General features: G+C 43.7%; 9 protein-coding genes. 6 read left to right on the top strand and 3 right to left on the bottom strand.

Annotation, left to right across the window (positions count from 1 at the left end):
• Nucleotides 1-41: 41 nt before the first annotated feature.
• Both HRU23_12480 and HRU23_12475 read right to left on the bottom strand, forming a co-directional pair.
• Nucleotides 42-572, bottom strand: a complete 531-nt coding sequence (locus HRU23_12480; protein NRA54953.1) for a hypothetical protein — start codon at nt 570-572, stop codon at nt 42-44.
• Nucleotides 573-782: 210 nt separating this feature from the next.
• The gene (locus HRU23_12475) at nt 783-1,661 is read right to left on the bottom strand and encodes a LysR family transcriptional regulator (GenBank protein ID NRA54952.1); all 879 of its coding nucleotides are present in this window, start codon (nt 1,659-1,661) and stop codon (nt 783-785) included.
• A 130-nt stretch (nt 1,662-1,791) separates the two neighbouring features.
• Here HRU23_12475 and HRU23_12470 point away from each other — a divergent pair, with 130 nt between their 5' ends.
• On the top strand, nt 1,792-2,895 hold the full coding sequence (locus HRU23_12470) for an efflux RND transporter periplasmic adaptor subunit (GenBank protein ID NRA54951.1): 1,104 nt from the start codon (nt 1,792-1,794) through the stop codon (nt 2,893-2,895).
• Nucleotides 2,895-5,951, top strand: coding sequence for an efflux RND transporter permease subunit (locus HRU23_12465; GenBank protein ID NRA54950.1), 3,057 nt, complete (start codon nt 2,895-2,897; stop codon nt 5,949-5,951). The genes HRU23_12470 and HRU23_12465 overlap by 1 nt, the downstream gene beginning before the upstream one ends.
• A 393-nt stretch (nt 5,952-6,344) precedes the next feature.
• Here the strand turns inward: HRU23_12465 and HRU23_12460 are convergent, their stop codons facing one another.
• Nucleotides 6,345-7,496, bottom strand: a complete 1,152-nt coding sequence (locus HRU23_12460; GenBank protein ID NRA54949.1) for a methionine adenosyltransferase — start codon at nt 7,494-7,496, stop codon at nt 6,345-6,347.
• 289 nt (nt 7,497-7,785) lie between these two features.
• Between HRU23_12460 and HRU23_12455 the strand changes: the two genes are divergently transcribed.
• The 4 genes from HRU23_12455 to HRU23_12440 all read left to right on the top strand — a co-directional run.
• Nucleotides 7,786-8,058 carry a hypothetical protein gene (locus HRU23_12455; GenBank protein ID NRA54948.1) on the top strand — a complete coding sequence of 91 codons (273 nt, stop codon included), beginning with the start codon at nt 7,786-7,788 and terminating at the stop codon, nt 8,056-8,058.
• A 164-nt stretch (nt 8,059-8,222) separates the two neighbouring features.
• Nucleotides 8,223-9,329, top strand: coding sequence for a DUF2868 domain-containing protein (locus HRU23_12450; GenBank protein NRA54947.1), 1,107 nt, complete (start codon nt 8,223-8,225; stop codon nt 9,327-9,329).
• Entirely contained in the window at nt 9,326-10,702 is a 1,377-nt protein-coding gene (locus HRU23_12445) for a DUF3482 domain-containing protein (protein ID NRA54946.1), read from the top strand. The genes HRU23_12450 and HRU23_12445 overlap by 4 nt, the downstream gene beginning before the upstream one ends.
• Before the next feature lie 425 nt (nt 10,703-11,127).
• The coding region (locus tag HRU23_12440; protein ID NRA54945.1) for a cadherin repeat domain-containing protein at nt 11,128-12,937 on the top strand (1,810 nt) is incomplete at its 3' end.

The raw sequence follows: 12,937 nt of genomic DNA, 5'->3' as shown, positions 1-12,937 counted from the left end.
TGAACCTTGGGGAATGAACACCGCAGCAGAGTCTGTTAAAGTTAAAACCCGCAGTTAACTTTAGGTACTTGAGTCAATACTTCGTTGCCGAATTTATTGGTGTTGGTTAAAAAACACTGATTGCCATTGATCACGCGATAGGTGGTCGTCGCACTGTTAGCAATGACGATGCTGTTGCTGCTGATAGTAGAATGCTGATTATAACGGCCATTATTATAAGACGGATTACTGTAATAGTTTAATTTGTTGGCAGGGTAAGTGGTGTAAGTTTTAGTTACCCTGTGGTGGCTTGGCTGAGTGACAGCATCATGAATAATCGCGCCTAGAATAACCCCACCAATCACGCCGCCAATAATGTTGCTATTGCGGTGATGAGAGTGGCGCTTGTGTCTGTTCTGGTTATTAATACGATGCTTGTAATGATGACCATGTTGGTACTTATGATGATTGCCATACTTACTATAGTTGTTGTGATTATTATGGCTGTTATGATTATTTTGACCAGCTATCGCTTGAGGCGTCGCAATAAGAGTAAGGCTTAACAGCGCCGATGTTAGTAAGGTGAATTTCATAATGAGACTCCTAAATAGCTTAAAATATGTAGCCAAGTGCTACTGAGCTATTTGTAGATTGTTCGATAGAGTCCATCATAGTGACTAGATACTGAATTGTAACTGAACCTAAAGGATGATGAGGCGATGATAGAAAACGCTAGCAGAGCAGCCGTGTTAGCTTGCTTGATAGCGTTATAAAAAAGTGCTGTTTGATAATCAGTACTACTGTTATTTAATTTTCAAACTATTCCATAAAAATTTGCCGACTGGGCCTAGCGTACACTCGGCGTTTCTAATCAGTCTTACTTCACCCGACAAATTGGTTTCGGCGTCCGACAGGGAAATGAGCTCTAAGCTGCCATCAGCGAGTTCTTGACTAATTAACGGTCGTGGAATTAACGCCGTGCCCAAGCCTGCTAGCAATAAGGCTTTAAGGGTATGAATGTCTTTGGTTTTTACTTGTTGTTTAGCAGAACTCAATGACAGTCGGTCATTATCAAAACTGAAACTCGTTTGAATTAGGTTGATTGCTGGGTACTGATTAAGATCCGCTGTGGTCTTAATATCTGCGGAGCTTGCCAGCTTTGGCGAAACAGCTAACACGATTTCAAATTCGCCTAACGGCTGAGTAATAAAATCGGCGATGCCATGAAAAACATGAAACCACGCACTGATTGCAATATCGACTTCGTGATTTTTTATTTGCTCAAGTGCTGAAAAACGCGAACCGGTAATAATTTGAAACTCGGTTAAGGGAAATTGTCGCTGACACTCTAATAACACGTCGGAGATGGTGCTGATGGCAAAGACCGGATTATAGGCTATTTTTAAGACAGGTTCGTTGCCTTGGGCGAGTTGGTGACCTAAGGAATCAAGCTGATCGGCGCCGAGTAAAATCTGTTGAGCATGGCGAAAAAAAATATCACCTTGAGCCGTTAGAGATAAGCGATATTGGCTGCGATCAAGTAAGGTAATATTATATTGCTGTTCGAGTTTTTTGATGGCCATTGATAACGCGGGTTGAGTCTTGTGCAAGGCATTGGCAGCGGCTTTTAGGCTACCTAGTTCGACTATTTTTTGGAGTACTCTTAATTGCTCTAAGGTCATGATTTAATCTAATACGTCAATCTATATAAATTTACTTTATCATTATTTTAATTTTATATAAATTTTATTTTTGTTGATAGGGGCGTAAACTAACTTTAATTGTGCGATAAATAAACCAGTGGCAATAAAAATGTTAAATAAATTCAATGTAATAGTAAGAGCAACACTCTCGTTGGCTAGTTTGACTATGCTTGCATCATGTACACCAGAGGTTAGCGAAGACGTTGTTGCTGTGATCCCGGTCGTTAAAATTGTTGATGTTAGTCGTAAAACATCGACCTTACACCAATTCCCGGCTGAAATAGAAGCAAACCAAGACTCTCACTTGGCGTTTCGGGTCAGCGGTGAATTAAAACAATTTTTAGTTAAAGCTGGTAACCGAGTGACAAAAGGTCAGTTATTAGCTCAGTTAGATCCAACTGATTTTCAAATTCAACTTAACGAACGCAAAGCGCGTCATGGCTTAGCTAAAGCGCAGTTTGAGCGCGCTAAGCAATTATTGGCTAAAAGGTTAACCTCGCAAGCTGAGTTTGATCAAGCCAAAGCTAACTTGCTGGTGGCCCGCTCAACATTGCGTAGTGCCCAAACGGCCTTAGCGTACACCAGCTTGCGCGCGCCTTATGATGGTGTTGTCGCTAAGGTATATGCCGACAATTTAGAAAATGTTCAGGCACAACAAGTCATTCTTAACATGCAAAACAGTGACAGTGTTGATGTTTCGATTCAGGTTTCTGAACATGTGATGGCAAATATTGACAAAAAGACTAACTATCAACCGACCATGACCTTCGACTTTGACCCCAAACGCAAACATCTTTTAACCATTAAAGAGTGGGACGCCCAAGCCGATTTATTGACTCGTACTTATAAAGTGGTGTTTAACATGCCGATCCCTGCCGACGCCAATATATTACCTGGCATGACCGGCACGGTTTGGGTCGAAATGGCTAAGGTGACGAAACTTGCTGCTACTGGCACTAATAGTAGAGTGGTGCCTGTCGCGGCGGTATTTTCGGCTGAAGATTTGCCGCTATCGGCGAATAAGCGTTTTGTGTGGCAGGTATTGCCTGATATGACCGTAACCCGAGTGGCGGTTGAAGTGGGGGAAATATCGGGCCAGGGCATTGAAATTATCAGTGGCTTGCAGGGCGACGAGCAAATTGTTGGGGCTGGCGTTCATTTTATTAGTGAAGGCATGACCGTACGTCGCTGGGTTCGTGAGCGAGGTTTGTAATGGATATTGCTAAAATTTCGATTAATCACAAAGTTGTCTGCTGGATGTTCGCGTTAATTTTAGCGATTGGTGGACTAATATCCTATATGGGTTTGGGGCAACTTGAAGATCCCGAATTTACCATCAAAGACGCCATGGTGGTGACTCTTTATCCTGGCGCTAGTCCAGAACAGGTTGAAGAAGAAGTCACTTACCCGATCGAAAACGCGTTGCAGCAGTTGCCCTATGTTGATTTTGTTCGTTCAATATCTTCACCTGGCATGTCACAAATTATCGTCACGATGAAAAGTCATCATCGTAAGCAAGAGCTGCGGCAAATTTGGGATGAGGTAAGGCGCAAGGTTAATGATCTGGCGCCAAACTTACCGGCAGGGGTGATGACTCCTAAAGTCGTCGATGACTTTGGCGATGTGTTTGGGGTATTGCTCGCGGTGTCTGGTCAAGGTTTTAGTTACGACGAACTCAATGATTATGTCAATTATATTCGCCGTGAATTAGTGTTGGTTAACGGGGTCAGTAAAGTTAAAATTGCGGGCCAACAACGAGAGCAGGTGGTGGTCGAAATATCACGCGATAAACTTGTGAGCTTGGGCATTTCTCAGCAACATATCTTTGAGTTATTACAAAATCAAAATACCGTGTCTAATGCCGGGCGTATTAAGGTTGGGCAGGAAAATATTCGTTTTCATTCGACCGGTGAATTTCAAGATGTTAGTGAGTTAGAGTCATTAATTATCTCAAGCCCTGGCAGTGCCAAATTAATTTATTTGGGTGATGTTGCAACCGTACGCCGTGAATATGCTCAAATTCCTACCAATATCATTAACTACAATTTACAACAATCGTTGCTGATTGGCATTTCGTTTAGCAGTGGTAGTAATGTTGTTGATATTGGCAAAAAAGTCGACCAACGTTTAGCCGAGCTTGAATATATTAAACCTTTGGGCATTGAAATAAACGCAGTCTATAACCAGCCAAAAGAAGTCGAAACATCGATTAACAATTTTATCATTAGCCTAGCCGAAGCTGTGGCGATTGTAATTGCGGTATTGTTTATCTTTATGGGCTTTCGCAGTGGCCTGTTAATTGGCGGTATTTTATTGATTACCGTGTTGGGCAGCTTTATCTTTATGAAGTTGGCTGCGATTGATTTACAACGGATTTCGTTAGGAGCTTTGGTTATTGCCTTGGGCATGTTGGTTGATAACGCGATTGTGGTGACCGAGGGTATTTTAATCGGCATGCGCAAGGGGCGCACCCAGCTACAAGCGGCCAGCGATATTGTTAATCAAACCAAGTGGCCATTGTTGGGCGCGACTATTATTTCAATTGTGGCGTTTGCCCCGATTGGGCTGTCTTCTGATGCCACGGGTGAATTTGCCGGCAGCATGTTTTGGGTCTTGCTTATCTCGCTATTGTTGAGTTGGGTAACGGCAATTACCCTGACTCCATTCTTTGCTAGCCTATTATATCGCGACCAACCGGTAACGGAGCGAGATGATGAAGATCCGTATAAAGGCATTATTTTTAATAGCTACCGTGCCTTGTTAGATGGTTGCATGCATTATCGTAAAACGATGCTGGTGGTGTTATTACTGTTGCTTGTCAGCGCGGTGATGGGATTTGGCTTGGTTAAACAATCTTTTTTTCCTGCGTCGAATACCCCAATGTTTTATGTTGATTTGTGGCGCTATCAAGGCTCTGACATTCATGAAACTCAGCGCGACATTGAGCGACTGCAAAAGTATTTATTAGCCAAGCCCGGGGTGGTAGAAGTTACCTCGACTGTTGGCAAGGGCGCGCCACGTTTCATGCTAACTTACGCGCCTGAAAAATCTTACGAAGCCTTTGGCCAGTTAATTGTGCGGGCGGCTGACAGGGAAGTGCAACAGGTAATCATGCGCGATGTGCGTGAGTTTATTAGCGATAGTTTTCCTGATGCAGTCGCTAAAATTAAACCAATGGAAATTGGGCCGTCGACCGACTCTAAAATAGAGGCGAGGTTTTCTGGGCCAAACCCTGATGTGTTAAGAAAAATAGCACTTCAAACCCAAGCTATCATGCGCAGCGACGGTACTATTTTTAATATCCGTCACGACTGGCGTGAACGCACTAAGGTGATTCGGCCGCAGTTTAATGAAGCGATGGCCCGTCGGGTCGGTATTTCTAAGGCTGATTTAGATCAGCTATTATTGGTCAGTTTCTCAGGAAAAACCGTTGGTTTGTATCGTGACGGCACTAAAATGTTGCCAATTGTCGCTAGGCCGCCGGCCGCTGAACGGTTAGATATTGATAGCCTTAATGCGCTGCAAATATATAGCCCAACGCTTAATCGTTATATTCCAATTGCGCAGGTGGTGACTGGTTTTGAAACCCAGTGGGAAGATTCATTGGTGATGCGCCGCGACCGCAAACGAACGATAACGGTTAAAGCCGACCATGACGTGTTAGGTGATGGCACTGCCGCGCAGGCGTTAAACCGGATTAAAGGTAAAATTGAAGCGATAGAGTTGCCTAAAGGTTATAGCTTAGCCTGGGGCGGTGAGCATGAATCGTCAACCAAAGCGCGAGCTGGTCTGATGGGCGGCATGCCTATGGGCTACTTAGTGATGTTTGTTATTACGGTATTGCTGTTTAATTCAATTCGTGGACCGTTAGTGATTTGGGCCACGGTGCCATTAGCGATTATTGGGGTCAGTTTTGGTTTGTTGGTCATGAACGCACCGTTTAGTTTCATGGCGCTGTTGGGCTTGCTGAGCCTTTCTGGCATGTTGATTAAAAATGGTATTGTGTTGGTTGACCAAATAAACATTGAGCTAGCGACTGGCATCGATCCTTATCAGGCAATTTATAACTCTGGTGTCAGCCGAGTACGCCCGGTTGCCATGGCAGCGATAACCACAGTACTTGGCATGATCCCGTTGTTGTTCGATGCTTTTTTCCAGTCAATGGCGGTCACGATTATGTTCGGTTTAGGCTTTGCAACCGTACTAACCCTGATTGTGATACCGGTATTGTATGCGATGGTTCATGGCATTAAGTACCCGAAAAGTTAATCGGGTTGGCTCTGTTCACCTTAAATGTAGCTAGCTTTACAACTAATTGAAAGTGTTGGTGTTTGATAAAGCAAGCTTGATCAGCATGGATGCTGGTCCAGAGCCTCCACGGATGGATTTACGGCGACTTGCTGTTTAAGTGGCCACACTGTCGTACAACAGAGCCAATCGTATTAATTGAGCCCATAAAAAAACCACCGTTATCGGTGGTTTTTATGTTCAGGATGAACGGTATGTCGCAGTGGCATGGATGCCAAGGAGCGACGATGTTCAGGATGAACGGTATGTCGCGCTGGCATGGACGCCAAAGAGCGATGATGTTCAGGGTGAATCAGAAACCCTGCTGTTTAAAGCAAGCGCCTCTAACTAACCCTACTGAGCAATTGGTGCTTATTATAAGTTCACTGAATCTTTTAGTGCTTGTGCTTTATCGGTCTTTTCCCACGGGAACTCAGGACGACCGAAGTGACCGTAAGCTGCTGTTGCTTGGTAAATAGGACGATTAAGGTCAAGCATTTCAATCAAACCATAAGGGCGCAGGTCGAAATGTTCACGGATTAGGTTAATTAATACCTGCTCGCTAACCTTACCAGTACCAAAAGTTTCGATGCTAATTGAAGTAGGATCAGCCACGCCAATTGCGTAAGAAAGCTGTAATTCACAACGTTCAGCAAGACCAGCGGCAACAATGTTCTTTGCAACATAACGGGCTGCGTAAGCGGCACTACGGTCAACTTTTGAAGGATCTTTACCAGAGAATGCACCACCACCATGACGCGCCATGCCGCCATAAGTATCGACAATAATTTTACGACCGGTTAAACCACAGTCACCCATTGGGCCACCGATTACAAAACGACCGGTTGGGTTAATAAAGAACTTGGTGTCTTTGGTTAGCCACTTTTCTGGTAATACTGGCTTGATGATTGTTTCCATGACGGCTTCAATCAAAGCATCTTGCGCAATCGATTCACAATGTTGAGTCGATAAAACAACCGCATCGATGCCGGTAATAATACCATTTTCGTAAGCAAAGGTGACTTGAGATTTTGCATCAGGGCGTAACCATGGCAAGGTACCGTCTTTACGTACTTGCGCTTGACGTTTTACCAAGCGGTGAGCATACGTAATAGGCGCAGGCATTAACTCTTCAGTTTCGTTTGACGCATAACCAAACATTAAACCTTGGTCGCCAGCACCCATTTCACGTGGGTCGCTACGGTCAACACCTTGATTAATATCTGGCGATTGTTTGCCAATAGCATTTAGCACGGCACAAGAGTCGGCATCAAAACCCATGTCTGAATTGGTATAACCAATTTCACGGACTGTTTTACGGGTAATCTCTTCAATATCGACCCAAGCTGAAGTGGTAATTTCACCACCTACCATTACCATGCCTGTTTTGACGTAAGTCTCACAAGCAACACGTGCTTTTGGATCTTGTTCAAGAATTGCATCTAATACTGCATCTGATATTTGATCTGCAATTTTATCTGGATGCCCTTCAGAAACTGATTCTGAAGTAAATAAGTGTTGTGCCATAGTTAATAGCCCTTTTAATGAAAGATGTTTTTACGTCTGGACGGCTATTGTATGTATTTTTTAGTGGCTTGGGTAGTAAATTATTGATTAGAATGCATGCTTAAGATAAATTTTTTGCGCGATGTCACATCATTTTATGGCGCTGCAGGTCATTTAGCTGAACTGATACAAAGGAATTAAACTTGCATGGCTTAATCCTACCTTTATTGTAATTTTAGCGTGATGATTGAAGTTTTTGTTCGATTTGCCGATACTAAGTTATAGCCAAGCAAAATTGATAGGGGGATAAATGGTAAGTCAAGATTTGATATATTCAGTACTACCACGTCAGACAACTCAAGTTGCTCATCAGCCGCGAATGGTTGAGAAAGTAACCAAGCGATCTTCACTAAAGACGATCGATGAAAATGAGTCACCATTAGAGTCTGAATTTAAGGTCGAGCGAAAACGTCGGGGCGACCGACGTGGTGGAGAGCGGCGTACTGACGCCCCTGAAGTGTCCACTGATAATACTGAGCCAAGCGATGATGATAAACCGGCCAGTTTAGATATTTACATTTAGGTTGAGAGTTCTTTGCTATCTTGGCCTGTCCCTTTCTTTGCGCTATTACTCATTGAAACATCTTTGCTTGTTGATAAATTTGTTTCAAAATTATCTAAACCAACATATTCTTAGCTGGTCAATTTACATCATTGTGCGCAAGCATTATAACTTAAGGCCAATTTGTGGTTAATAAATCTTATGCCAAACTCAGCCTAGGGGCTTCTTTACTGATGTTTCTAGCTGGTTTTGTTAGTTCTATCGCCGTTAATTCTGGAGATGAACTGGGGCGCGTTAATTTACTGTATTTAGTGTTGCTTTACGTCGCGTTACCTTTAGTGTCTCTATTGTTGCTGATGGCGTGTTCAATCAAACCGCAAACAGGCTCACTAACGAACATCTTACTGCAATTGCCTATATGGCCACGGTCGTGGCAGGAATCATTACTTGAACTCAAACGTGATGGTTTATTTCAATTTTGGCTATTTGGTCAAAGCCAAAAACAGATGTTGGCCTTTTGCATTGGGGCAATTGTCTCCTTTATGTTAATTTTGCTGGTCAATGATTTATCCTTTGTCTGGCGCAGTACGTTGCTTGGGGCTGAGCAAATTTTTCCGGTATTAAAGGCAATAGCGTGGCCCTGGTCGTTTGTTGAGTCTGCGCAACCAATGTATCAGCTGTTAGCAAGCAGCCAAGATTCACGCTTAAATTCAGATACTCTTACAGGGGCTGATTACGGTGCGTGGTGGAAATTTTTAGTGATGGCGCAACTGGTGTACGGTATTACGCCACGTTTGCTGTTATGGTGCTGGTGCAACTTTCGTTTTAAACGCCAACTTGCCTTACTTAACCGTCCTTTGTCGTCAAAGGCTCGCCCGGTACTTAATCCACAGCCGCAGCAACAACCATTAGCCGAGATTGTAAATAGTGATATTGATTTAACGGGTTTCTCGCTGGTGATATGGGCTGATTTACCACAGGGTTTATTGGCAAAAATAATCGCGATAACTGGACAGCCACAACAAATTTTTGTGGTGGGTGCTTATGGCGATCTCACTCAAGAGCAGGCAGCGATTAATAATCAGCACAATAAATTGGTTATCGTTAGTTCATGGGAGCCGCCGATGGGCGAGCTGATGGATTTTTTAGCCTTAGGGCAAGGCTATTTAATGCCACTTGATTGGACATCAACTGAGTTTAACCAAGTGACTGTTGAACACCTAGCTGAATGGCGTCGTTGCTGCTTTAAATTATCGCAATGGCAATTATTACAATTGGAGCAACTATCATGATGCCACGTTTTGCGGTGGTCGGTCATCCCAATAAAGGGAAATCGTCGGTGGTATCAACATTGGCCCGCGATGACAGGGTGGCAGTATCGATGCAAAGCGGCACGACTGTGGTGGCCGAAGTTTTCGATGTTAACGTTGGCGAGGCCAGTTATCAGTTAATAGATACCCCAGGGTTTCAACGACCGCGCAAAGTGTTGGCTTGGCTCAACGCTACAGCGCCAAGTGCAGATAAACGTGGGGCCAGAATTAATGAGTTCTTGGCCGATCCGCAGTGTATTGCGCAATTTAAAGATGAAATTGAATTATTAGGGCCAATTATGGCTGGTGCGGCGATTTTGTATGTTGTTGATGGCTCGCGACCTTATAGCCGAGAGTACGAAGCTGAAATGGAAATATTACGTTGGACTGGCCAGCCCAGCATGGCGTTAATCAATCCGATTGAAAATGAAGAATTTGTCTCAGTGTGGCAAGACGCTTTGCATCAATATTTTAGAATTGTTCGAGTATTTGATGCGGTAACCGCTGATCTGCAGCAACATATTTCGCTACTTGAAGCCTTTGCCCATATTCATCAGCCGTGGTCGCAAACACTTGGTCTGTTAATAACCGAATTTGGCCATCAAGCACAGCGGCAGCGGCAACAGAGTTGTGAACTGTGCGCTAAGTTACTTGAAGATCTCACTCAATACAGCGTTAGTAAAAAAGTGTTGAACAAATCACAAGCCAGTTCATTGCAGCGCCTGCTCGAGCAACGATATTATCAATGGATGCGCCAGCGTGAATCACAGGCCCATGACAAATTGCAACAGATCTTTCGTCATCATCATCTCAAGCGTCAAGCAAACGAGTTGGCATTGCCCGATGATTTATTCGATACCGACAAATGGTATGGCTGGGGTTTAGATCGTAAACAATTGACCACAGTGGCTGCTATTGCTGGCATGACCGCGGGCGGAGTATTTGATTTGGCCGTAGCGGGGCATTCATTTATGCTCGGCGCAATTGGGGGCGGCATTGTCGGATCGTCAGCAGCATGGTTTGGCGCCGATAAGCTCGCTGCTAGTCGAATTAGAGGAATACCACTTGGCGGCGTCGAAGCGCGTCAAGGACCGATTGCTAATAAGAACTTCCCTTATGTGATTCTTGCGCGAATTTTATATATCTATCGCTTGTTGACTTGTCGAAATCACGCCCAGCGTAGTCAATTAAATTTGGGCGAAGCTGGAATCAACCAGTTATTGGAACAATTAAGTAAGGATGAAAAAAAAGCAATTTATGTTGCTTGTGACCGTCTAAGTCGACAAAAAGATGTTACAGATTTGGCGTTAATATTGGCTCCATTATTTGAAGCTGCACTTGCTAGTGATAGATGACTTATTCGTCATTAAATATTGATATAGAACAATCTAAAACCTCACCTCATTCTAAAGACAAATCAACTAAAAAACTGTTTATTTATCGCATACATACCGTACTGTTAATTAATAATAATTAAGCACTAAAAACATTTTTATTGCTCATTTTTTACGTGTATAATTTGATTGCTTATGGCCCAAACTCACCATAAAGTATTGGTTTCTTAATCATGTCTTATCGATGGAGTCGTTGTGTTGATCGTTAGCTTTTTGCTTATTTAATTGTTTATATTCAATTGCATAAGCAAAGAATTGATCGTTGACACTGCAACAAAAAAAGAACGTGTTCACAATGTTATTTTGAACAGTTTTTTACTCCATTAGTAAGGATGCTCCCAATTAACCGTTGAACTAATTGGTCAAATATACAAGGTACGTAATTTATGAAAACTATCACCGCAGCTCAAAATGCCAAAATCACCAACATTAAAGGTGACGTAAATAGCGATAATGCTGCAACATCGACCTTGCAAACAGGCGATACAATAAACCAAGGTACTGAACTTAAATTGCCACCCGGCAGTGAAATTACCTTAGAGTTAGCTGATGGTAGTCAACAAGTTATAATTGGTGGCGCAAATGACGCGGCCGATGAAGAAAATCTTGATAGTTTTGACGGATTATTAGCCGCAACGGGCGATAATGATTTCCAAGGTGATTTTTCAGATGATTTACCGGCTGACTTACTCGCCGAAATTGCCGATATTCAGGCGTTAATCGAATCTGGCGATGAAGATATCGACCTACCAGCAACCGCTGCTGGTGGCGGTGGTGAAAACGAAGGATTTGGCTTTGTCACTATGGATCGCAGTGGTTCTGAAACACTCGCAGCAGCTGGTTATGATACTGCGGGTACAGCAACTGATGCTGATGAAATTGATGAGTTGTTGGGCAGTACTGCCGCAGCTGCTAGCGAGGTTAATAACGCGCCAACGATAGAGTTTGCCGCTAATAGCTTCACCGAGGACAGCGGTGTTCAGGCGGGCGCGGTTGCTGGTACTTATACCACTGCCGATGAAGAAAATGATCCGCGCACAGTAACGATTACCCCGGGCAGCAATGCCAATGGTCATTACGAATTAGGCGATGCCGGGCAAGTTATTTTAACGCAAGCGGGTGTTGATGCAATTAACGCCGGCGATGTTTTAGATGAAATTTCACTAACTGTTACTCAAGATGATAACAGTAGTTTGACAGATACCGCGACAGCAACGCCTGTTATCACGACGGAAAATGATGCGCCAACAATAGAGTTGACGACGAATAGTTTCACCGAGGACAGCGGTGTTCAGGCGGGCGCGGTTGCTGGTACTTATACCACTGCCGATGAAGAAAATGATGCACGTACAGTAACGATTACCCCGGAAAGTAATGTCAATGCTCATTACGAATTAGGTGATGCCGGGCAGGTTATTTTAACCCAAGCCGGTGTTGATGCGATTAATGCTGGTGAAGTTTTAGATGAAGTCTCGCTGACCGTGACGCAAGATGATAACAGCGCATTATCCGGTACCACGACAGCAACCCCATCTGTCACGACTGTAAATGACCCCGCTATTATCTCGCTAACACCTACTGACGCTACATTCACAGAAAATTCAGTAGCTCCAGATATAAAAATTGCTACAATTGCTGCAAGTGACGAAGATGATGCACTTGTCCTAACGCTTAGTGACACTACAAATTATGTAATTGTTGGTGATGAAGTGTTATTAACCCAAGCCGGCGCAGATTTAGTCAATAGAGGTGAGGATTTACCCGATTTTACTGTTGATGCTAATGGGATAGCCTCGAATATAATTAATCCAGCTGATACTAATCATATCATAAGTGAAATCAGCGATGTGGATGCGGCCAACAATGTTATCTCAGAAAACATCAGCAACGGTGAAGCGGTGGGCATTACAGCCACCGCGACCGATGCCGATGCGGGTGACACGGTGACGTATAGCCTGAGTCAGACTGATATAGACGCCGGTATTTTTGACGTCAACGCGCAAAGCGGTGTAGTGACGGTTAAAGATGCGTCGAGCATCAACCATGAAACAGCCAGCGAGCACACGATCACGGTTATCGCGACGTCATCAGATGGCAGCAGCAACGACACGCAATTTACGATAGCAGTGACCGATCATGATGTCTCTGCGGTACTCGATGCTGATAACGACAGCAGTAACAACAGCGTGTCAGAAA

This window comes from Gammaproteobacteria bacterium, assembly GCA_013214945.1.
Taxonomy (GTDB): Bacteria; Pseudomonadota; Gammaproteobacteria; order Enterobacterales; family Psychrobiaceae; genus Psychrobium.
This window is presented reverse-complemented; position numbering and strand designations above follow the sequence as displayed.